This is a genomic window from Occallatibacter sp. (genome assembly GCF_035317045.1).
Taxonomy (GTDB): Bacteria; Acidobacteriota; Terriglobia; order Terriglobales; family Acidobacteriaceae; genus Telmatobacter.
The window spans coordinates 55632-79278 of record NZ_DATHHT010000018.1 but is presented as its reverse complement, the minus strand read 5'-3'; the positions used below and the strand labels follow the sequence as shown (position 1 = coordinate 79278).

Annotated in this window: 16 protein-coding genes; 10 read left to right on the top strand and 6 right to left on the bottom strand. The window is 57.7% G+C overall.

What is annotated here, in order from left to right; all coding sequences use genetic code 11:
- Nucleotides 1–87: 87 nt before the first annotated feature.
- Nucleotides 88–1878 carry an ABC transporter ATP-binding protein gene (locus VK574_RS07505; protein WP_472799213.1) on the top strand — a complete coding sequence of 597 codons (1791 nt, stop codon included), beginning with the start codon at nt 88–90 and terminating at the stop codon, nt 1876–1878.
- Nucleotides 1879–1885: 7 nt separating this feature from the next.
- On the opposite strand, the gene VK574_RS07500 is transcribed toward VK574_RS07505, so the two are convergent.
- A complete protein-coding gene (locus VK574_RS07500) occupies nt 1886–2941 on the bottom strand; it encodes a hypothetical protein (protein WP_472799212.1) in 1056 nt (351 codons plus the stop codon).
- Nucleotides 2942–3087: 146 nt separating this feature from the next.
- Here VK574_RS07500 and VK574_RS07495 point away from each other — a divergent pair, with 146 nt between their 5' ends.
- From VK574_RS07495 to VK574_RS07485, 3 genes are read left to right on the top strand one after another with little or no spacing between them, the layout of a single operon-like run.
- Nucleotides 3088–4206 (top strand): phospholipase D-like domain-containing protein, encoded by a 1119-nt coding sequence (locus tag VK574_RS07495; RefSeq protein ID WP_472799211.1) that lies wholly within the window; start codon nt 3088–3090, stop codon nt 4204–4206.
- Between the two features lie 17 nt (nt 4207–4223).
- Nucleotides 4224–4811: a hypothetical protein gene (locus VK574_RS07490; RefSeq protein ID WP_472799210.1), complete on the top strand. Its 588-nt coding sequence runs from the start codon at nt 4224–4226 to the stop codon at nt 4809–4811.
- 19 nt (nt 4812–4830) lie between these two features.
- Nucleotides 4831–5739 (top strand): metallophosphoesterase, encoded by a 909-nt coding sequence (locus VK574_RS07485; protein WP_472799209.1) that lies wholly within the window; start codon nt 4831–4833, stop codon nt 5737–5739.
- A gap of 17 nt (nt 5740–5756) precedes the next feature.
- Here VK574_RS07485 and VK574_RS07480 read toward each other — a convergent pair whose 3' ends face one another.
- Nucleotides 5757–7133: an FAD-containing oxidoreductase gene (locus VK574_RS07480; RefSeq protein ID WP_472799208.1), complete on the bottom strand. Its 1377-nt coding sequence runs from the start codon at nt 7131–7133 to the stop codon at nt 5757–5759.
- 165 nt (nt 7134–7298) lie between these two features.
- Here VK574_RS07480 and VK574_RS07475 point away from each other — a divergent pair, with 165 nt between their 5' ends.
- Nucleotides 7299–7823, top strand: coding sequence for a Dps family protein (locus VK574_RS07475; RefSeq protein WP_472799207.1), 525 nt, complete (start codon nt 7299–7301; stop codon nt 7821–7823).
- A gap of 92 nt (nt 7824–7915) precedes the next feature.
- Here the strand turns inward: VK574_RS07475 and VK574_RS07470 are convergent, their stop codons facing one another.
- Together VK574_RS07470 and VK574_RS07465 are read right to left on the bottom strand one after the other, a co-directional pair.
- Nucleotides 7916–10372, bottom strand: a complete 2457-nt coding sequence (locus VK574_RS07470; RefSeq protein ID WP_472799206.1) for an ADOP family duplicated permease — start codon at nt 10370–10372, stop codon at nt 7916–7918.
- A gap of 388 nt (nt 10373–10760) precedes the next feature.
- Entirely contained in the window at nt 10761–11990 is a 1230-nt protein-coding gene (locus tag VK574_RS07465) for an amino acid deaminase (protein ID WP_472799205.1), read from the bottom strand.
- 120 nt (nt 11991–12110) lie between these two features.
- On the opposite strand from VK574_RS07465, the gene VK574_RS07460 reads away from it, so the two are divergent.
- The 5 genes from VK574_RS07460 (at nt 12111) to groL (ending at nt 18709) form a co-directional block, all read left to right on the top strand.
- The gene (locus tag VK574_RS07460; RefSeq protein WP_472799204.1) at nt 12111–13565 is read left to right on the top strand and encodes an N-acyl-D-amino-acid deacylase family protein; all 1455 of its coding nucleotides are present in this window, start codon (nt 12111–12113) and stop codon (nt 13563–13565) included.
- A gap of 21 nt (nt 13566–13586) precedes the next feature.
- On the top strand, nt 13587–14936 hold the full coding sequence (locus tag VK574_RS07455; RefSeq protein WP_472799203.1) for a GntT/GntP/DsdX family permease: 1350 nt from the start codon (nt 13587–13589) through the stop codon (nt 14934–14936).
- A gap of 192 nt (nt 14937–15128) precedes the next feature.
- Nucleotides 15129–16094 carry a glycosyltransferase family 2 protein gene (locus VK574_RS07450; protein ID WP_472799202.1) on the top strand — a complete coding sequence of 322 codons (966 nt, stop codon included), beginning with the start codon at nt 15129–15131 and terminating at the stop codon, nt 16092–16094.
- 486 nt (nt 16095–16580) lie between these two features.
- Entirely contained in the window at nt 16581–16892 is a 312-nt protein-coding gene (locus tag VK574_RS07445; protein ID WP_472799201.1) for a co-chaperone GroES, read from the top strand.
- A gap of 146 nt (nt 16893–17038) precedes the next feature.
- Nucleotides 17039–18709, top strand: a complete 1671-nt coding sequence (groL, locus tag VK574_RS07440; RefSeq protein ID WP_472799200.1) for a chaperonin GroEL — start codon at nt 17039–17041, stop codon at nt 18707–18709.
- 160 nt (nt 18710–18869) lie between these two features.
- Here groL and VK574_RS07435 read toward each other — a convergent pair whose 3' ends face one another.
- Both VK574_RS07435 and VK574_RS07430 read right to left on the bottom strand, forming a co-directional pair.
- Nucleotides 18870–19034 (bottom strand): hypothetical protein, encoded by a 165-nt coding sequence (locus VK574_RS07435; RefSeq protein ID WP_472799199.1) that lies wholly within the window; start codon nt 19032–19034, stop codon nt 18870–18872.
- A 371-nt stretch (nt 19035–19405) separates the two neighbouring features.
- A complete protein-coding gene (locus VK574_RS07430; protein WP_472799198.1) occupies nt 19406–23545 on the bottom strand; it encodes a carboxypeptidase-like regulatory domain-containing protein in 4140 nt (1379 codons plus the stop codon).
- Nucleotides 23546–23647 lie beyond the last annotated feature (102 nt).

Here is a 23647-nt window from a genome sequence, read left to right as displayed (position 1 = left end):
CGCCAAAAGCCAGGCAGAACGTCGGATCTTGACCTTTGCGCATCCAAATTATTTATGAATTCTCAGGCGCTCGATGGAAAGCCAGGCTTGAGCATCCTAGAAGTTTTACGTCCGCACCGGCGGGAGCTTTGGCTGGGCTTGCTCGCTATCGCTGGAGAAAGCATCGCCGGCCTCCTTGAACCGTGGCCGCTCAAGATCGTTCTCGATGACTTGCTCCAGGGCAAGAACCAGCATGGCTGGCTTCATAAATTAATTGTAGCCACCGCAGGATCCGCTCCGCGTAACATTCTCATCTTCGCCTGCATCGCTGTCCTTGTCATTGCCGTCACGGACGCGATGTGCACATACGCTGAAAAGTACCTCACCACGAACGTAGGCCAATGGATCGCCCACGATCTGCGGCGGACGATTTACACGCATGTCCAACGTCTCTCCCTTGCCTATCACGATCAGAAACCGACTGGGGATCTCATCAGCCGTGTAACCGTCGACATCGACGCCATCCAGACCTTCATTGTCTCCGGTCTTCTCGGAATCCTGGTCGATTCCCTCACGCTGATCGGCATGATCGTTGTCATGTTCTGCGTGAACTGGCAATTCACGTTGATAGCATTGGCGGTCGTTCCGCCACTCTTTTTCATCGTCAATACCTACACGCGCAAGGTAAAGAGGGCGTCCCGGGAAGTCCGCAAAAAAGAAGGGCGGATGGTTTCGCTTGTATCCGAGGTAGTGTCTTCGATCCGCGTCGTCAAAGCGTTTTCACGCGAAGACTACGAAATCCGCCGTTTCGAGGGCGAGAGTCTCGAGGCAGTCGAGGCTGCTCTTGCAGCGCGTTCGCTCAAAGCACGCCTGGTTCCCATCGTTAATATCGTTACGGCTATCGGAACGTGCGCTGTGCTTTGGTTCGGCGCGCAACTCGCGATGTCCGGCCATCTGGCTCCCGGGTCGATGGTCGTGTTCATCTTCTATCTCGGCAAAATGTACAAGCCCATGCAGGACATCTCCAAAACCATCGATGCCTATTCAAAGGCCTCGACCGGTTTCGAGCGCATCCAGGAGATCCTGCGCAGCGACGATGAGGTTCACGACGAACCCAACGCACGCAAGGCACCTACCTTTAAGGGCCAGATCGATTTCGAGCATGTGGAGTTTTCCTACAAGGAAAGCGAGCCTGTTCTAACCGACGTCAACATGCACATCGACGCAGGCGCGATGGTGGCGCTTGTAGGGCCCACGGGCGCCGGCAAAACCACGATCATCAATCTCATCGCCCGCTTCTACGACCCAACCGCCGGAGTAGTCAAAATTGATGGCAAGGATGTCCGCACATTTACGCAGAAATCTCTGCGCAGCCAAATCAGTTTTGTTCTGCAAGATACTGTTCTCTTCAGCGGGACGATTTGGGACAACATCGCCTACGGCTGCCCTGACGCATCCCAGGCGCAGATCGTCAAGGCTGCAGAAACCGCCAATGCCATGGAGTTCATTGAGAAACTGCCGCAGAAATTCGACACCGCCGTCGGGGAACGAGGAGTGACCCTCTCGGGCGGCCAGCGTCAGCGCATTGCGATTGCGCGCGCCATTATCCGCAGGACCCCGATCCTCATTCTCGATGAGCCGACTTCAGGCCTGGATGCAGCGTCAGAACAGCTCGTCGTAGATGCTCTCGATCGACTTATGGAAGGCAAGACCTCCATCGTCATTGCTCACCGGCTCTCCACCGTTCGGCGCGCCAGCTGCATTTTCGTCATTGACAATGGCGCCATCGCGGAATCAGGCACACACGACGAGCTGCTGCAACGCGAAGACGGGGTCTACAAGAAGCTTCACGACATTCAGGCCAGCCTCGATGAGGCGCCTGCGGAAGTGTCTGCTTAATCGGAAGTCACAACGCCCCGAGTTCCAGGATGCGCTCCTCAACCACTCCGACATATGCGTCGATTTCGTCGGGCGGAAAATGACCCGCGCGGAATGCGTCCACCAGCTGCTGGTGGTTCAGCTGTTTCAGCAGCGAACCAATCCATCGCGCATCAGCGATGGGAACGCCTTTGCCAATCCATTCCAGATCGCGCCGCATCTGGTACTGCCTCGCCTTCACAGCCAGGATCTTCGTCGGCGCTGCCGGGGATCCAAAGTCGACCGTGCCATCGGTCTGATGCGTAATGAACTTCGATCTCTGAAATGTGTCCACATCTCCCTTTGAACGATCCCTGGTCCAGCTCAATCCATTGGTGCCAAACGTCGCGCCAATGTCGCTGGCGAGAAAGATCTCCCGATCCGATGATTTATCGGAATAGACGGCGTTATTTACGTCCTTGAGATCCCAGTTGTTCATTACTGCCATCATCACGCGCAGCCCATTGAATTCCCTTGAACCGGTGAATGGATTCTCCTTCCACATCCATGTCCCAATCTTCTTTTCCTGGTCAGGCCTCTTTTCGAAGCGCGCATCTTTGATCTCCCCATCCCTGGCGTGCTTTCCCCCGCGTGCAAGATGCAGCCCTTCCACACGCGCCGTGCCTATCACATAGTCGTCGTTCACGAAGTAGCCCACTGCCCACAACAGCCGCGAGGCAACAACCTCGGGCCGCGCCTCATCGCCCAGCTTCACGCGCCATTTCGTGCCGTTTGCATCGCGTGCATCAAACTTGGGATTGGTGCCGCTCATGTCTTCTGATTCGAACTTGAATGGTGCTGCCGGCTGCCCCTCTTTGCCACCTTGCCCTACATAAAGATCGAGCGCCGCGATTGCTCCGGGATCATGCCACAACACCGGACTGTGCAGTCTTGCTGTGTCCACTGGCTTGTCATTGTCGTGGGTGAGATTGCTGGTAGTCTGTGCGGATGGCTGGTCAGCCGACTGGCCCCGCGCTCCGTGGACCGGCAGCAGAAACAGGGTCAGGATCGTGATTTCGCTCAGGAAACCGTGGTTGCACTTCATTCTTTCTCTCCTTGCTGCAACTACGCTCTGCCGTTAGAAGCGTCCGAACGATTCAGAGGCTGCCCGCCCGCTTCAAAACATCCTCCTGGGCCCAATCTGCATCTCCAGTAATAAGAATCTGTTGCAGCATCCCCAGGAGAGACCGAGTGAAGCTGCTCATCCAACCGGACAACGGGATCAAACCCCTCCTCGACGGTCTGCGAAAAGCCAAAAAAAGTATCCGCATCCTGATTTTCCGTTTCGATCGTGTTGAAATCGAAAAGGCGCTGGTCGCTGCCGTTGGCCGTGGCGTTACCGTTCAGGCTCTGATCGCACATACCAATCAGGGCGAAGAGAAGAATCTTCGCAGGCTTGAGATGCGGCTACTCGGCGAAGGAGTCACTGTCACGCGTACTGCCGATGACCTCGTCCGCTATCACGGCAAAATGATCATCATCGATGACAAGGTGCTTTATCTGCTCGGCTTCAACTTCACGCACATGGACGTCGACCTCAGTCGTTCGTTCGGCATCGTCACCTCAAAGAATAGTGTGGTTAAAGAAGCCATTCGCCTCTTCGATTGCGACTCCAAGCGCCGACCCTATAAGAATGCCAAGGACGACCTGGTTGTAAGTCCGGTGAACGCACGCAAGCAGCTCACCAACTTTATCGCCGGCACCAAAAAGAGGCTCCTGATCTACGAGATGAAGATCAGCGATCGCGACTTCCTCAAACTATTACAGAAAAAAATCTCAGCCGGCGCCGAAGTGCGGGTTCTGTCGCGTGCCTCTGCCAAGGGCGGCGACATCCCGGTGCGCCGCCTTCCTGCGCGATTGCACCTTCGCGCTATTCTGCGCGACGGCAACTCAGCCTTCCTTGGCAGTCAGAGCCTGCGCAAGCTGGAACTCGAAGCACGGCGCGAGATCGGAGTTATCTTCCGCGATAAGAAAATCGTCAAACAGATGGAAGCGGTGTTTGAGAAAGACTGGAAACGTTCCGAGCCCGTTATCGAGGACACAAAGCTCGCCTCCGCGCTCGTTGTGCCCGCTAAAAAGGTGGCCAAGGAGGTTGCGAGGCAAATCTCTATCAAACCTGTCCTCGAGCAGGTGCTCGACAAAGTCATCGACGCCAAGGATTCAACGCCTTTCGAGCCCGAAGAAGTTGCGCAAACCGTGCGCGAAGCCTTTCACGACGAGGTGCAGGACGCCGTTCAAGATGCGCTCAAAGACGCGGTCGCGTCCGCGGCGATGAGCGAGGCCGCCAAACCCGCCGAGAAAGGTAAGTAGATCTGCAGGGGATACATATGGTTCGGAGTGTTCGTTTCTGTCTTCAAATCGCCACCGCCCTGGCGGCATTGACCATAACGCCTGATAAGGCTATGGCCGCGCAAACGGCTTCGGCTTCTCCTTCTGAACAGAAGGTCCTATCGGATTTCAGCAAGCAGGCAAAAGACTACATCAGCAAAGAACACGCCCTCGCGGCCGACAAGATGAAGCCGACCTCTGACGTTTCCAAATTGGAACAGCAACGCAAGCAACTGCGCGATGCCGTGCAGCAATCCCGTCCCAATGCAAAGCAGGGCGATTTCTTTACGCCCGAAGCGGCGAAAACCTTCCGCAAGCTCCTTGCCGCTGTCCTGAAAGGTCCCGATAGCGGGAAAATAAAGTCCAGCCTGAATCACGCTGAACCCGGCGCTCCGGCCGACTTCCGCGTAAACGCCGAATTCCCCAACCAGGATGGCCAGCCGATCCAGTCTGTTCCGCCAACCGTGTTGAAAGCTTTACCTTCATTACCGAAGGAAATGGAATATTGCATCGCCGGAACTACATTGGCGCTGCGCGATTCGAGCGCTAATTTAGTCGTTGATTTCTTACCCAATGCGCTTCCCTGAATTAAAGGTTCACACTCCGATGCGTATCGCACAATTTCTTTTTTTGGCGCTTCTCGTTGCTTTCTATCCAGGATTGCCAGGCGATGAAACGCCGCCACTGCTTTCTCAGCCGACAGCAGCTAATGCGCCCGATGTTCGTCTTCCTTTGAAAGACGGCTCTGTGCGATGGGCGGTGATAGGCGACAACGGCACAGGCGAGCGCCCCGAGCTCGAGGTTGCCAAGCAGATGCAACGCTACTGGTCCGTTGTCAAGTTCGATTTCGTTACCATGGACGGCGACAACATCTATGGCGGTCATTCTCCCCGCGACTTCCAGCTGAAGTTCGAAGAGCCGTACAAGACTCTGCTCGATGAGAATGTGAAATTCTACGCATCACTCGGCAATCACGATGATCCGCAGATTGAAATCAACTACAAGCCCTATAGCATGGACGGCAACCGCTACTACACGTTCCAGAAAAAGAACGTGCAGTTCTTTGTGCTCGACAGCAACTACATGACTCCACAGCAGCTCTCATGGCTCGAAGACAAGCTGAAAAGCTCAAATGCAAAATGGAAGATCGCCTATTTTCATCATCCCTTATTCACGTGTGCAAAGTACCACGGCCCGGACATTGATCTTCGCAACGAGCTCATGCCGCTTTTTACGAAATACGGCGTGAATGCAGTGTGGAGCGGCCATGAACACGTCTATGAGCACTTGAAACCGCAACAGGGTATCTACTTTTTTCTCGAAGGCGAATCCGGAGAGCTGCGCTACCACAACATCAGGACCTCTTGCGATCTCGATGTAGTGAATCTCGATACCGACCGCAGTTTCATGCTCGTCGAAGTCGATGGCGACCAGATGTATTTCCAAGCCATCGCTCGCTCCGGTGTGACCGTTGACTCCGGCCAACTGGCGCTTCAGACCGCAACTCAAAAGTGAAACTCAATGCGCTCGAACTACGCAAGCGGCTTCAACTCCCCGAAGGTCGTCGGAATCAGTTCCGCCACCGTGGGGTGAATATGCACTGAGTGCGTCAGCAGTTCCGCGGGCTGGCGAGCATACATCGCGGTCAGAATGCAGTGAATCGCCTCATCGCCTCCCACCCCAAACACCGTGGCCCCGAGAATCTGTTTTGATTCTGCATCCACCAGCACTTTGATGAAGCCGGCGGTCTCGCTTTTTTCAATCGCACGGCTTACTCGAGTCATCGCACGGACCGCCATCAGCGCCGGCTTTCCGCTCTTGCGAACCTCGGGTTCCGACATGCCTACCCGCGCAAGTGGCGGGTCGATATAGACTGCCGATGCCTGAATCCGGTCGCTCACCTTCCGCGATGCTCCCTCCAGGAGGTTGTCGGCGACGATTTCATAATCGTTGTACGAGGTATGCGTAAAGGCGCCGCGCCCATTGCAATCGCCCAGTGCGTAGATGCCCTCAACATTGGTCTGCAATTGGTCATTTACGCGAATGTACCCGCGTTCATCGGCATCAATTCCAGCCGCCGTAAGATTCAGATCGTCAGTGTTCGGCACGCGGCCCACCGCCAGCAAAACGTGCGAACCATTCACGTGGGGGGCGCCCACACTGCACTCCAGTCCCACTGTGACACCGCGGTCCCGCCGTTCGAGATGAATGCAGTTGGCGTTGAGCCTGACGTCGATGCCCTCCCCTGCGAAGATCTCCTGAATAATTCCCGATGCGTCCTCATCTTCGTGACCTGCGAGTCTCTCGCCTTTTTCCACAATGGTGACGTGGCAGCCAAAGCGTCGGAAGATCTGCGCGAACTCCAGGCCGACATAACCGCCGCCGACCACGACCAAATGCTCCGGCAACTCATCGAGCGTAAGAATACTCGTGCTGGTGAGGAACGGGACGACATCGACGCCAGACATCTTCGGCACTGCGGGGCGCGCACCGACGTTGAGAAAGATCTGCTCTGCCTTGTAGTCCTCTTCGCCTACGGACATCGTGTGTGGCCCGGTGAACCGGGCCTGTCCTCGGATTACGGTGCAATTCGGTGTACTTCCGAGCCACTTCTCCAGGCCAAACCGCGACTTGGACACGATGGCATCCATGCGTGCCTTCACGACAGGCCAATCCACCGTTACCTGTCCCGTTTTCACTCCGAAATCCGCCCCGCGCCTTGCGAGATGCGCCGCGTGGGCGCTCGCCACCAGCGCTTTGGTCGGAGTGCATCCCGTGTTCACGCACGTCCCGCCCAGCAGATGCCGCTCGACCAGCGCCACCTTTCGCCCGGCTTTTGCCAGACGAGCGGCCAGCGAAGGCCCTGCCTGGCCCGCGCCGACAACGATCGAATCAAAATGCTGCGCCATCTCAAACCTCCCGAACTATCCAGACCTCTTGAAAGCCGTCAGACGTCGGATTTATCGTAGCGTCACGTCGCGTGATTATGATGCGAGATTGTTGAAAACTGCCGTTCAGGCTTCTGCACCCTTCACCCCCCGGCAAACATCTCAAAACAAGAAGGAGATTTGAAAATGACGTCAAGATCGGCACTTGTGGAGCACCAGAAGGCTCCGCTGACCACCCCTTCCGACATTGATCCGAAAGCTGTAAAAGAGATCACCGGCGCACTCAACGCACTGCTCGCCGATGTATTCAGCCTTTATCTGAAGACCAAGAATTTTCATTGGCATATGAGCGGACCCCACTTCCGCGATTATCATCTGCTGCTCGACGACCATGGAGATCAGTTATTTGCCATGACCGACGACATTGCGGAACGGGTGCGCAAGATTGGGGGTACAACGATTCGCTCCATCGGCCACATCGCGCGGCTGCAACGTATTCGCGACAATGACGCCGACTTCGTAACTCCCGAGGATATGCTGGCAGAATTGCATGAGGACGAGAAGGCGCTCACTCTCAGCATGCGTTCGGTACACACCCTCTGCGATGATGAGGGAGACGTGGCCACTGCGAGCCTGCTTGAGAACTGGATTGACCAGGGACAGCGCCGCGGCTGGTTCCTGTTTGAAGCAACCCGGCATTCTCACGGCTGAGTTTGATTGAACTCACGTTTTGCGACAGAATCACGAATCCATAAGCGCGTTGCCGGCTGCCGGGATACAACAGACCCGACCGCCGGCACGCCCTATTCCGCCCTCAGCGCCTCGACCGCGTTGACGTTTGCCGCACGAGCCGCAGGCACTGCGGATGCGATCACGGCAGCAGCCAGGATGGTAAACGCTGAGGCCACAAATGCCAGTGCGCCGGGTTGATGAATCTCCGCTACATATTTTCCCGCAATCGCTGAAAGACCGAAACCAAGCACCACGCCAGCCGTAACACCGATCGCGGCAATCGCCAATCCCTCCACTAGAACATTGGTGAGAATATTGCGCCGCTGGGCGCCAAGAGCCATGCGGATTCCGAATTCTCGCGTGCGGCTGCTTACCGAGAACGCCAGCACACCGGCAACGCCCACCACCGAAATCAGCAGCGCCACCGCGGCGAATCCGCCAAAGACAACTGCGTTCAATTTATCCGGAGTCAGCACTTCGGCACGTACGTCGCCCAGCGTACTGGCCTTTTCCACCGGCTGGTCTGAAGACACCTCGTGAATGGTGCGGCTGATTGCGGGCAGCAGCGTGTAGGGATCGCCGTGCGCGCGCACAAAGAGCCGACCGTTCCAGCCCTCTTGTTCAACAGGCTGATATACGGTCATCGCGGGCGAAGGAATAATGTTCTCGTCATCAAAATCCGGCACAACGGCGATGATGCGGCGCGGCTCAGTGCTGATGCCGATAAATTTCATCACGCCGTCGGTCCACCACAGCTTGCGGTTCAGCGGATTCTGCCCTGGATAGAGCAAATTGGCGAGGCTCTGGCTGATGATGACCACGCGCTCTGCTCCTTCCTTGTCGCCGGGATTAAAGTCGCGCCCCGCAACAACGGGCAGGCCGAAAGTCGCAAAGAATCCCGGAGAAACCGATCGGAATTTGGCGCGGTAGTCCTGCCCATCATTGCGCCGTGCCCCCTGCGCGGCAAAGGTGAAAGCAATGTTCAGCCCCTGGTCATCGCGCCACGGCGCAACAAATCCGGAAGAAGCATGCTCCACTCCCGGCAGCGCACCGACCCGGCGTTGCACTTCGCGATAAAACTCGCTGACCTGCTCCGGCGTTTTGCCATACGACAGCACTGGCAGATTCACCGCCAGCACATTCGCGGAGTCGAAGGGTGGTCGCGTTTCTTCGAGTACGAAGAGCGTCTTCATCAGCACACACGCCCCTGCCAGCAGCAGAAACGACGCCGTAATTTGCGTTACGGCGAAGACGCGAAGCCTTCGACTGCTGCCACCCGCCACCCTTACGCCGCGCGCCGAGAGTCCTCCCTGCGCGCCATTCGGCGAAGGCAGCCGCGGTACATACGCTAGAAAGACTGCCGCCACCAGTGCCAGCGCGATCCCAAACCACACCAGGCTGAAATCCAGTGTCAGGTCATTGGCGCGCACCGAGAATCGCGCGGCATACCGGCCGAGCACATTCACCATTGGAATCGCGAGCAGAACGGCCGCGATCGCCCCGCTGCCGCATAGCACCAGCCCCTCGGCCAGAAGTGATCGCCGGATGGCGCGCGTGCTTGCGCCAAGGGCCAGGCGGATTGCGAGTTCCGATTCACGCCGTACGGTCCTGGCCAGTACGAGGTTGGCGACATTCGAACTCGCAATCACAAATAGCAATCCGGAAGCCGCGAACAATATCCACAAAATCGCATTCGCCCGCTCATTGATCTGGTCGTGCATCCGTGTCACGTCGATCTGGTAGTGATCCTCGGCCTTGTATACCTCAGGGTGAGCCGCCGTCATCGCCGCATACACAGCACGCAACTCAGCCCGCGCCGCATCCACCGTTGCCCCTGGAGCAAGCCGCGCAAAAACCTCGGTCATGCGGTGCTCGCGGCCGGTCACCATCGTCGCCGACAGATGATGCGGGCTCGTCACCACGTTGGCAATAATCTCGGTTGCCACCGGATACGGCACCGACGGCTCAAGCACTCCAACGATCGTTGCGGAACGGGCGCCCATGACGCCTTCAAGCCGCACTTGCTTGCCAAGTACGCTGGGGTCGGAGTGAAGCGAAGACTTCCAGAAGTGATACGTCAACACCACTGCACCCGCAGCGTTCTGTCCGTCGTCATTGGGGCCAAGCAGCCGACCCAGGACCGGCTTCAGGCCCATCACCTCAAAGTAGTGTCCATCGACTACACCCGCCGGGATCTCCCGCGGTGTTCCCAGCCCCACCACGGTAAAGTCGATCTCTGAAAAGGTACCGAGTTCCTGGATCGTCTTCAGCTTGCTGCCGATATCGCTGATCTCGGGGATGGAGAAGGTCGCGTTTGTCTGGCCAAGTCCCAGCGCGCTTTGGCGCAGGTAAAGCAGGCGGTCCTCGTCGCGATTCGCGAGAGGCCGTAGCAGCACCGCGCGCACCACGCTGAAGATGGCCGCGTTAGCGCCGATTCCCAAGGCCAGAGTGAGCGCCACTGTGAACCAAAGAGCGCGAACGCGCCGCAGGGAACGGATAGCAATCTTAAGATCATGCAGAAAAGACATTCGTGAAGACCTCCGAGGGGAATCGGACTCGATCACATCGTACTACTTGACGTTTCCACCAGGAACTGCGCCCCTTCGATCTGACCGACGGGCAGTTATCCTTGCTGATGGCGCTCAATCGCCCTGAGCCTTCGCCCGTGGGCCCGGTCGCTTCCCTTCTGGCAATGGATCGAACCACCCTCACCGCGGCTTTGAAGCCGCTGGAGCGCCGCGGCCTGGCAACGCACTCACGAAGAGATTGAACAGCTTCCTCCGGCGTCGATTGGAACGCGCTGCGCCAGAACCTCCACGCCATCTAACTTGCCCGAGAAGCCCAGTGGCTGCCAATCGAGATGTTTCGGTCCGGACCAGAAGCGACTTGAATCGGACAGAAGACAATGGGCCAATTCTAGAAATACGTCTGCACCACATCCACAACATTGTAGGCCTCGTCCAGAATCGGCAAGATCCTCCATTTATCGAATGTCAGGCATGGGTGAGAAATGTTAAACCCGACCATGTCTCCCACGCGCACATCGTCTCCCGCCGCAATCTTCAGGTATGAATGCTGATCCATCATCTTCGTCGTTTCCCAGTGCGTCGGAGTCGCAATGGGCTCATCCCTTCCCGGCCTGAAATGAAGCGCCGGCGTCGGTAGTCCGGAATCGAATGCCGCATCGCGCCTGCCCATGGTCACAACGGCGAGTTCGTCCTCGGGAGTCGACTGCACGTACGCCCATATATGCAGCGCCGGCACCAACCCCGACCGCATCTCCCGCGCTATCGAATTTGAAGCCAGAATGCGTTTTTGCTGCGTCTCATAGTTGCCCACATCGTGCGTCAGGTAGCAGCCAGGCCGCAGCACAATCTCCACCGCATCGCCGAAGCCCGCCGCGGCAAACTCCTCGGCCACCACGTCGTACCATGCCGATCCCGCTCCCGAAAGCAGGGCCGGCCCGCGCGCGAATGCTTTCCGCTCCAGTAACGACCGGGTCACGTCGCATGCTCGCTGCATAAATGCGCGAATGTCTTTCTCCTCTTTCAGTACGCCTTCGTAAAGCTCCACGCCACAAAGTTGAATCGTGTTGTTCCATTGGGCCAGGGCACCCAGCACCTGCTCTATTTGCGCATCGTCGCGAACACCGCAGCGGCCGCCGATCACGCCAAGCTCCAGCAGCACATTCAGTCGAAGCCCGAGAGCGGAGAAGAATTTCCCCAGCATCTCCACACCGGCCGCCGAATCCACCAGGCAATAAAACTCGAACTCTGCATCACCAAGCAGATTCGCAATCATCTGCATGTTCTGCCGCCCCACAAGCTCGTTGGCCATCAGCACGCGATGCACTCCATGCGCATGCGCCACCATTGTCTGGTGCGCGCTGGCCAGCGTGATACCCCACGCGCCGCCATCTAGCTGCATCTGAAACAGCCGCGGCGCCATCGTCGTCTTCCCGTGCGGCGCCAGCCGAACCTTGTACGCGTCCATGAAGCGCTGCATCCACGCGAGATTGTGCTCCAGCCGATCGCGGTACAGCACCACTGACGGCAGGCTCAGGTCCTCGCGCAGCAGATTCCATCCAAGCCGCACAACTTCTTCGGCCGAGGAATCCGCCTTCATCGAGCCCAGCCCCTTGTTCAAGCAGCCGATTCGCGGTTCCGCGTGCGTTTGTGACATGTTTTCGGGAATGACTCACCTCTTCTGCACGCGGCATCTCGAACCCGCACCCGCGACCATAGTCTATATTCTGAGTCAGCCTAGATGCTGAATTGCGACACACTCATACGCAACGCGACGGTGCTCGACGGCAGCGGAAACGACCCGCTGCTCCTTGATGTTGCGGTGCTCGATGGCCGCATTCTTGAAATCGGCGCATACCTCCATTGCAACGCACCGCACATCATCGAGGCCGACGGCCTCTGCCTCGCACCCGGCTTTATCGACGTACACACCCACGACGACACCAGCGTCATTGAGACACCCGCGATGCTGCCCAAAATCTCGCAGGGCGTCACCACCGTCATCGTCGGAAACTGCGGCATCAGCGCCTCGCCTGTCCACCTCAAGGCCGACCTGCCCGATCCGATGAACCTGCTTGGGAAGCGGGAGTACTTCCGCTATCCGGCCTTCGCCGACTATGTTTCCGCACTCGAAGCCGCGCGCCCATCGGTCAATGTTGCCGCCCTCATCGGCCATACGTCACTGCGCAACAACTGTATGGATCGTCTCGACCGGACTGCAACCAACGAAGAGGTTCAGCAGATGCGCGCCGAACTTGCCGCAGCTCTTGCATCCGGCGCTCTCGGCTTGAGTTCAGGCCTCGCGTACTCATCAGCCAACGCCGCCAGCACCGATGAATTGATGGCGCTCGCAAGCACGCTGATCGGTGCACACAGCATTTACGTCACTCACATGCGTACTGAGACCGACGCCATCCTCGACGCGATGGACGAAGCCTTCCGCATCGGCCGCTCCGGCCAGTCCCCCGTCGTCATCTCGCATCTCAAATGCGCCGGCATTGCAAATTGGGGCCGCAGTAGCGAGGTCCTCGACGCGCTCGAGCGTGCGCGCACTTCTCAGCACATCGGCTGCGACTGCTATCCTTACGCCGCTGGATCCAGCACACTCGACCTCAGGCAGGTCGACCCGGACGTCAAGATCGAAATCACCTGGAGCACGCCCTTCCCCACAGCCGCAGGCCGGACGCTCGCCGACATCGCTTCCGATTGGAACCTTTCGCAGGTCGATGCCGCAGGACGTCTCCAACCGGCCGGCGCCATCTATCACAGCATCGACGAAGACGACATGCGCCGCATTCTCGCACACCCCGCTACCATGATCGGGTCGGATGGTCTGCCGTGGGACCAGCACCCCCATCCCCGCCTCTGGGGCGCATTTCCGCGCGTCCTCGGCCGCTACTGCCGTGACCAAAAACTGTTCTCGCTTCCGCAGGCGATTCACAAGATGACCACCCTCCCCGCCCGGCGCTTCGGTCTCGCCCAGCGTGGAGCTGTTGCGGAAAACTACTGGGCTGACCTCGTTCTCTTCAATCCTCACACCATTGAGGACAGCGCTTCCTTCGCCGATCCCATTCGCCCCGCCCGCGGCATCGAACGAGTCTGGGTCAACGGCATGCTGTCGTACACTGCTCAAGGACTCACCGGAAATCGCGCAGGCCGCTTTCTTCCTCGCGGCGCGACCGAGTGGCTCCAATGAAGCGCGGGAATTGGCCTGCCGATGATCGATCCTCACAGTATCTTTCTCTTGCTCAGCGCGCTGGGCGCCGTCATCGGAATCATCCTGCTCGTCACTGTCCTCAAACTCAACCCGTTCCTCAGTCTGCTCCTCGCCTCCCTCGCTCTCGCAATCGTCTCGGGAATGCCGATGTCCGGCGTAATCCATTCTTTTGAAACCGGAGTCGGCGGTACTCTTGGCCACATCGCTGTTGTAGTCGCGCTCGGCACCATGCTCGGTAAAATGATGGCCGAATCCGGTGGCGCTGATGCTATTGCACTCACTCTGATCCGCGTCTTCGGCGAAAAACGACTCCCCTGGGCGATGATGGTGATCGGCCTTATCGTTGGCCTTCCCGCATTCTTCGAAGTCGGATTCGTCCTTCTCATCCCCATCGCTTTCACCGTCTCGCGCCGCACCGGAACCCCGCTGATCCGCGTCGCCCTGCCCCTTGTCGCCGCTCTTTCCGTCGATCACGGCCTGGTGCCCCCGCATCCCGCCGCCCTGCTTGCGGTCAATACATACCATGCTGACGTGGGCCGCACCATTTTCTACGCTCTGCTCATCGCCATCCCGACCGCCGCGCTCGCTGGACCTCTGTTTGCAAAAGTCATTGCCCCCTGGATCAAGGTGCCAACCGAAAATCCGATGGCCGATGATTTTGCCGATCACAACCCGGAACGCACTCTCCCGGGATTCTGGCTCACCATCGGCAGCATCCTTCTTCCCGTCGCATTGATGCTCATCGGGAGTTGGGCCGATGTCTTTGCGGCAAAAGGCAGCCTTGCAAACGAAGCCATTCGCTTCATCGGTAATGACGACATCGCCCTCCTCATCGGCGTTCTCATCAGCTTCATCACGCTCGGAGTGATGCGCGGCGTAACCCGGGAAACAATCCTTCGCTTCAGCAACGAGTGCCTCGCACCCACAGCCACCATCACGCTCCTTGTCGGCGCGGGCGGGGGCTTCGGTCGCGTGCTCCAGGACAGCGGCGTCTCTCACGCCATGATCGACATCGCGATGCAGCGGCACCTTCCCTTGCTGCTCCTTGCCTGGTTGCTTGCCGCCCTTATGCGCCTCGCCACCGGCTCTGCTACCGTGGCGATGACCACCGCAGCCGGAATCGTTGCCCCCATCGCGCTGCAAACGCCAGGCGTTTCCCCCGAACTGCTTGCCATCGCCACCGGGGCCGGTTCCCTCATCTTTTCGCACGTCAACGACGGCGGCTTCTGGCTGGTGAAGGAATACCTGAACCTCAGTGTCACCGAAACCATAAAGTCGTGGTCTATCTGCGAAACGATCATCTCCTTCGCGGGTTTAGGCTTCGCCCTTCTGGCATCCCTCGCCATCTGACCCATCACTTCGCGTGCACGATCAGGACACCGCCCCTGAGTTCTGTCGGACGCCCGGATCGTTTCTTCCGGCACCAGAAGCTGCGAATACGCAAATCCTTTCAGGTTCTTTGAGATAATGAGTTGTGCGAGGTTCTTCGAAATTTCGTATGCCGTCTCGTAAGAGCACCCCACGGCCAGGCCAGAAGAGCGCTTGGAATTGGAACTTGAGGTCTGTGGATTGAACGCTCCAGCGAGTGGCCTCGCTCAAAGCCCGCTTATTCCCTGTTGCAAGGAAGCGACACTGACTGTAACTGTTGTCATTTGCTCAAGAAACCGCCCTGGCATGTTGCGGGAATGTCTTCGGGCCGTCGCTCGGCTGAATCCAAAGCCCGATCTGGTTCTAGTCGTCGACAACTCCCAAGGCAACAAGGAAACCGAAGAAGTGACCCGGGAATTCGGCGCTCGATACACGATTGAGCCCGTCGTGGGGTTGAGCCGAGCTCGCAATCGCGGTCTGGCCGAGTGCAACACCGACATCGTGGCCTATCTCGACGACGATGCCATCCCCGCGCCAAACTGGCTCGGCATCCTGATGGAACCGTTCGCTAATGAGCGGACAGCTGCTTCGACCGGCAGGGTTGTTACCCCCATCTCCGACTGCGACAAGCCAGAGAGCGCGCGCATCCTCAGCAACAACGATCCCCACTGGTTCGAAATCACGACTTTTGGCGGCATGGGTCTTGGCAGCAACATGGCGTTGCGCAAGAGTGCGTGCAATGGTCGAACCATGTTCGATGTGCGCCTTGGCCGTGGTGCACCTTTTCAAATCGGAGAGGAATCCTATGCCTTCGCCCGACTGCTCTCGGAAGGCCACAAGGCCGCTTACCTTCCGTCCGCAGTTGTCTTTCATCCTCGCTTGAGCCGCGACACCATTGAGCACGAAGCGCGCAATTCCGTCACCTACTGGCTTCTGCTGTTCAGCGAATTTCCTCGACAGCGAATGGATCTAGTCCGATTTCTTATTCGGCGTCTTCGGCGCAAACCGCTCGACTGGCCACGCGATCCGCAAGAGGCCGGTGAGATCGTAACCAGCGGTTGGCGTGTCCTGTTTAAGGCTTCCATCACCGGTCTGTGGCTCTTTCTCAGCACTCCGAAAAGCGGAAAGTCTGACGGTTAAGACTGCGCTGATCAGGCCCCCAACAGTCCCTGAGCGCGACAAAGCCAGTGGGTTCGCCTCTGCTGCATCGAGGCTCCGTCGAGTCCGACTCCCGCGTGAATTTCTTGTAGTGGCGACAATTTTTGACAACCGAAAATCGTGCTAAACGGGAATGAGATGGGCAACTCCCGGGATGTTTTCCGGTCCATTTGATGGGCGAAGTAGCTAATATATCAATGAGTTGCTTGCGAATAATGAATTTTGAGCCATACTCTACGAGATTTGAGTCACTTTCACTAAGATTTAACGCATCCTCCTCTTGACAAACGGACAAAGCGCTCCTATCTTTAGCAATTGGAAGTAGTGAGTGCTAGCACCCGCTTCATTCAAGTGCTCGTCTCACAAATTGGCCTCCTGTGAGGCCGTCGTTTCCAAGAACCTATCACCCAATCCAACCAAGTCCGCGGCCGGCAGATAGCCGTTCGCGGGTGAAGGAGAAGCGAAGCAATGGCAGCAACATCGGTTACCACGACCTTCACCCCGCTCCATGATCGTATCCTCGTCCGCCGTGTGGAAGAGGGAGAAACGGTCCGCGGGGGCATCATTATCCCCGACAGCGCAAAAGAGAAGCCCCAGGAAGGCGAAGTCATCTCCGTTGGCAAAGGCAAGTCGAACGATGAGGGGAAGGTATTCCCTCTCGACGTCAAGGCCGGCGACAAGATTCTCTTCGGCAAGTACTCCGGCACCGAGATCAAGATCGACGGTGAAGAGTTCCTGATCATGCGTGAAGAAGAAGTCCTCGGCATCATCAAGAAGTAGTTGTCCAGTGGTCAGTGAACAGTGCACAGTGAACCGACTCTTGGCACTCTGCTCTGACCAACGGCTTCCACTATCAAATTGCATTACGCAGACAAATACTGATCACTGTTCACTGAACACTGATCACTGTTCTTTAGGAGAAACGCATGTCAAAGCAGATTCTGCACGGTGAAGATTCCCGTCAGGCGATCTTGCGCGGCGTCAACACGCTCGCAGACGCCGTGAAGGCGACGCTCGGCCCCAAGGGCCGCAACGTCGTAATTGAAAAGAAGTTCGGTTCCCCTACCATCACCAAGGACGGCGTGACGGTTGCCAAGGAAATCGACCTCAAGGATCCGATGGAAAATGTGGGCGCGCAGCTCGTCCGCGAAGTCGCCTCCAAGACCTCCGACGTTGCCGGCGACGGCACCACCACCGCAACCGTTCTGGCCCAGGCCATCTTCCGCGAAGGCGTGAAGACTGTTGCCGCCGGCGCCAACCCCACCGCTCTGAAGCGCGGCATCGACAAGGCGGTCACCGCCATCATCGGCACCCGCGACAAGGATGGCAAGTTCATCGACCACGGTGCACTCGGCAAGCTCTCCAAGCCCGTCGATGAAGGTTCCGTTGCCCAGGTCGGCGCAATCTCTGCCAATGGCGACCAGGAAATCGGCGACATTATTGCCCACGCCGTCAAGGTTGTCGGCAAGGATGGCGTCATCACCATCGAAGAATCGAAGACCATGCACACGGGCCTCGAGACTGTCGACGGCATGCAGTTTGATCGCGGCTATCTCAGCCCCTACTTCGTCACCGACGCCGAGCGCCTTGAAGTGGCTCTCGACGATCCCTACATCCTGATCTATGAAAAGAAGATCAGCGCGATGAAGGATCTGCTTCCCCTCCTCGAGCAGGTTGCTCGCGGCGGCAAGCCCCTCTTGATCATCGCCGAGGATGTTGAGGGCGAAGCTCTCGCAACCCTCGTGGTCAACAAGCTGCGTGGCACGTTGAACGTCGCAGCCGTCAAGGCTCCCGGCTTCGGCGATCGCCGCAAGTCCATCCTGGGCGACATTGCCATCCTCACCGGTGGCAAGGCCATCACCGAAGACCTCGGCATCAAGCTCGAAGGCGTCAAGCTCGAGGATCTCGGCAAGGCAAAGCGCATCACCATCGACAAGGACAACACAACCATCGTCGACGGCGCCGGCAAGGCATCCGACATCGAAGGCCGCGTGAAGGAAATCCGTTCGCAAATCGAGAAGACCACCTCCGACTACGACAAGGAAAAGCTACAGGAGCGGTTGGCCAAGCTGGTTGGTGGCGTTGCCATCATCAAAGTTGGCGCTGCCACTGAGACCGAGCTGAAGGAGAAGAAGGCTCGCGTCGAGGACGCTCTGCACGCGACCCGTGCGGCCGTCGAAGAAGGCATCGTCCCGGGCGGCGGCGTCGCCCTGGTTCGTGCCACTCCCGCGGTGCAGGCCCTCATCAAGACCCTGGAAGGCGACGAAAAGATCGGTGCGCAGATCGTGCTCCGTTCGCTTGAAGAGCCGCTGCGGCAGATCGTTGCCAATGCCGGCGAGGAAGGTGCAGTCGTAGTTGCCAAGGTGCTCGAGTCCAAAGACCAACACTACGGCTACAACGCTGCGACCGGCGTCTTTGAAGACCTGGTGAAGGCCGGCGTCATCGACCCCACCAAGGTCACCCGCACTGCCCTGCAGAACGCGGCCTCGATCGCTGGTTTGCTTCTGACCACCGAAGCCCTGGTCGTCGAGATTCCGGAGCAGAAGTCGGCTCCGGCAGGCGGCGGTCACGGTGGCGGCATGGATGGCATGTACTAAACCACCCCAGCGACGAAGACACGTCACCGGGACCCGGGGACATCGACTTCGAAGCAAATTCAAAAGGCCTCCAGCTTCGGCTGGGGGCCTCTTTGTTTCAGAATCCTCGGTTCAATAGGCGCTCCTGGCAGCCGAAGCCGCCATCGAGCATCCCCAATCCTCAGGCGATCTGGCGGCGAACTTCGTTGATCGGCGTCGGAACACTAACCGGAGTCGCCTTGGGCCGCGCAGCTTGAAGCCATCCGGCCGAGAGCCATTTCTCCGGAACGACGAACTCCGAGAATCCGCAGTCCAGGCAAATCTGAACGTCGGGCTGAGGGGACATGGGCGGATGGCTCATCGTACGGGGAGCGTTGCGATAGAGCCGGATTTCAGCAGGGACCGTGGACAGGGCCCCGGACTTGCACTTGGGACAAACCATTGGACACCCCAGAAATTTGTTGACCTGTGGAAAAACCCACTCTAATTCGGGTTCGGACCTGAGAGCAACAAAAATAGTGCACTGGATAAAACTTTTGGCAGGGTTTTCATCGGACCCTTCAGGATTTGCCCTCCGACGGTTGTTTACGAGCCTCTCGCACAATGGGTGAATCCGGTCTCTCTGTTCGGCCCGCTTCCTCGGCCGCCCTCCTTCGGGCCCAAAACAAATCGGGAGCCCGAAGGCCCCCGATCCGCATGATCCCGTTGAATTGCGGGTTAATAGGTGATGTGGATACCCATGGTAAAGGCGCGGGCACCCCCGATAGTCCCGGTAACCGAACCCCAGTTGGCGGCATTGTTCGGGCAGGCGGTTGTACCCGTAATGTAAAGATTTGGGTTGCAGTAGGAGTCGCCGTTATTCAGAGTTAAAGGAAGCCGCGTCGACTTCCCAGAGCCGGATGCGAACGGCACCTCATCCAGGTTGGCCAATGCCGTCTGTTGATCCCCCGGATTGTTCGACGTCACAACCTGACCGAATCCAAGGAACCCGCGGAATGCACCGCAGTTATTATCACCGCCAAAAGCGGCAATCGCACTGGCAGAGCACCCGTTATTCTGGCGAAACTGTGCCTGATTCTGCGGGACATCGAGGCTGGTCGTATTGGTGAGGTTGAAGACGTTGAGTTCATATTGAGCCCTGATTTTCTCCGTGATCCTGAACCCCTTGCGGACAGAAAGATCAAGACGCTTCTGGGGCGATTGCCGGAAGATATTGCGCTGTCCCACGTTGAAGGCCGTCTGGTAGATGTCCGAAGGATCATTCCCGGTTGAGATTGGAATACCATTCGTACCCGGTTGTAGGTAGTTGATCGCGATCTGCGAGGGGTCAAGGGTTGGAATATAGGTGCCGCCCGGTCCGCGGAAGGGCCCCTTGTTGCCGGTGAATGCAGTCTTGGGATGCTTCGGGTCCTTGATGCCCATCACCGGGTTCATCAGGGTTGGGAAGTTTCCGAAGTTGATGCTTCCTACCGCGCCATAGAACTCATAGAGCGAATACGGCTCGCCGCTCTGAAGAGTAGTGATTCCCGTCAGGTGCCAGTCGTTTGTGAAGTAGGATGCAAAGTTGTGCGTCTTGACGGCATTGGGAACGTCCACCTGGAAATTGGCGGTAAATACCTGGGTACGGTCAAAGTCCGACGATGCCCAGGAGTCGCGCAAACGCGTCGGGTTGTCGCCTGTGAAAAACAGACCGATATCGCTCTGTTCGTCGAGGGAGTGGCTCCACGTATAGCTGCCGCCGACCTGGAAGTGGTGCGAGAGCCTCTTCTCTACGTGTGCCTCCAGGGCGTCGTAGGCCGAAACGCCAACGGTCTTGAAGTCCGCGGCATTGGGACTATAGCCCACAAACGGCGTCCTGAAGTCCGTGTTTCCGGCGTCAAACGTGTTCCAGGGCTCAACGGAGATCGGGAGATAGTCAAAATCAGGGGGACCATTGTCTTCGTTCTGGTTCATGACTTCCATACCGTAGCTTGAATTCTCGCCCCAGATCGGGTTGGTCGCTGTAGCGATGCCCGGCTCATTGATCGGAATCGGGATCACGGAATGACGGCCGCGATTACCTGTATATCCAAGAGAAACAGCGATGGAGTTCGTTGGCTGCCACTGCACGTTCAGTGTGTAGTTGATTGTGTACGGCAGCACGTTCCCCTTGTCGTAAATGCCGAAGTTGAGCGGTGAGGTGCAGAGGAAGAATCCCTCCTGGGATTGCACACCGCTGCAGTTCTTGCCAAATTGGGCGAAATGGCCCGAAGTGGGTTGTCCGGTCATCTCATTCAACTGAGCCTGCAAGGCCGCACCCACAACATTTGGGTTTGAGCCCGGCGGCGTGTAGATGCCACCCTGCGCCGGAGTGTTGAAGGCAAGGTCTCCCATGGGGTTGGCGAGCGTTAGACCAGTATCCGAATTCGAGGTAGCGACACTGACCAGGGGAGAAGATTCTGTCACACCGAAGGGGCCGCCGATGGAACCACCCGCCGGCTGCGAGAGATAGGTGAATAGTTCGCCGCGGTCATAGTACAAACCGCCGCCACCACTGATAACAACCTTGCTGTTGAAGGCCTTGGGAGACCAGGCGAAACCAATGCGAGGCGAGATGCCCCACTGCCGTCCGTTCAGCGTTGAGTCGGAAATGCCCTTTGTGGGGTTCTCCTTATTGTTGCCGGCAATGACGAATCCGGAATTGTTAACGGTGAATCCTGTTGTCGTAGTGCCGGTTACGTTGTACAGCGCCGGATCGAAATTGGAAATATTGCCGAACTTTTCTGTCATGCCGCCGTGGTAGTCATAGCGGACACCGGCAGTGATGCTGAGATTGGTCATAGCCTGCCACTTGTCCTGCACATAACCGCTGAGTTCGTTGGTACGGTAGTAGCGATCCGCATTGTTGCGCTTCGTAACGGGATCGATACTCTGCACGACAGTTGCGCTTTTCACTGTGCCCTGCAAAAAATTATCAAATCCGCTTACGACAACCTGTGCGTGACCGGTGCGGTTATTCGTGATGTTCAGTTGGGTGTAGCTGTATCCACCACCGGCGACAATGGTGTGCTTGCCGGCCGTGAAGATAACGTTTGTGGAAGGATTCAGGCGGTTCTGGTAGTAACCCATATCCACGAAGGCGCCGGGCACTCCGGCCGGGCCGGCGTACATGGGCGGGGCGTACTGGTCGTTGAAGGCGAAGTTATTCACCTGCAGTCCGGGCATAAGATTTGCCACAAGATTATCTGTTTGCGCTCCTGAGACACCGAGATTGCCGCCCGCAAATGCCTGCGTGTAGTTGCTGAATGAGCCCATCCGAACAAATCCGAGGCGCTGTTCCCAATTCAATCTCGGACTGAGCTGAATGGTGTTGCCAAGCGAAAAGACCTGGGAACCGTTATGTTGCGTAACGGGGAAGCCCGCTATTTCTGAGAATCCAAAGGGACGGGTCACCGGTGCGTTCTGGTAGAAGTACTTCGCCGAGATACGATCCGTCTTGGTCAGGTCGTCGTCGAGCGCAATCGTCGCGAGATCTGACTTCAAGCGCGCAGTCCCAACCAGAATGACGTTCGGCACGCCAAATTCAAAGGGTGAACTGGACTGAGCCGAAGGAATCAGGAACTGGCCATTCGACAGTTTGGTGTTCAGCAGTGTGGCCGCAACTGGATCGATCGCGACAGTTCCGGTGCCTCCCCAGGAAGCATCGGCATTCTCAAGCCCCGTCGTGCTGCGATCGTCCGTCAGGCCGCTCGGAACCGTCATCTCGGAGAGACCGGTACCCTGGTCCTCATTGATGCTCCGCTGGTAGGCAGCGAAGAAGAAGAGCTTGTCCTTGATGATTGGACCGCCCGCCGTGATGCCTCCAGTCCAGCGGCGGAGCCACGGATTGACCAGCGTTTTCGGGAAGACGCCGATTCCCTGCTGGGTCAGTTGATAGGCCTGGTTGAAGAAGAACGGCGAAGCATTCATCAGGTTGTTAGCGTAAGCGCCGTAAAACTGTCCATGCCAATCGTTCGTGCCGGTCCCGGTATTCACGTCAATCTGCGCACCGCTCGTGGCGCCCTGCTGCGCGTCGTACCCTGAAGCGTTCACACGCAATTCCTGCGTGAACTCCGGCGGAGGAGAAGGCAGGCTATTGCCGTTCGAACCGTAAACCGATGTGCCTACTGAAAATGATCCGCCCACCGTAGGCGCACTGCCGATATTGAAGTTGTAACGTTGCGAGCTGGAACCCGAAGAGCTCTTGCCGTTAAACAGGTTGGTCGAGTCGACGCCGTTCACCTGGAAGGTGTTCGATGTGTCACGCTGTCCATTCGCCCAGATCGGCTGGTTGCCAAGGCCCGCATTCGAATCGAGATTCGAAAGCAACTCCGCATTCACGCCCGGCGACAAAACGGCAATCTGCGTAAAGCTGCCTGTTGCCAGTGGAGTCAGATCGATCTGCGCGCTATCCAGCGTATAGCCGTTCGTTGCATCCGTCGCATTCAGCAGCGGCGTTGCCGTCACTTCCACGGATTCCGAAACCTGGCCGACCTTCAGCGTTGCATTCGCCGTGGTCGCACGCGCCTCTTGAACCGGCACCCCTCTCAGCTGAGTGGTTTCAAACCCGGCATGGCTTACTTTGACCGAATACGTGCCGATCGGCAGATTGAATACCTGGAAGAACCCGGTGCCTTGGGTCGTGGTTGTCGTCGAGTAGTTGATGGCCGGGTTCGTGACCGTCACGGTTGCCCCCGGCACCGCCGCTCCCGACGGGTCGACGATGGTTCCGTTCAACGATCCAAGTGTCTGCTGGCTTATTCCATGCTGTGAACAGATCAGCACGGTCAGGCACACCAGACCGAATTGAGCGACACTCCTCCAAGAAAGTCGATTCATTTGGTCCTCACGCAAAGTTTGTGTTTGGTCTGTTAAGGGGAAAGCGGCGCTACCGACGCCGCAACGGGCCTCCGATGTTGAGAACTGTGACTTGCTAATAGA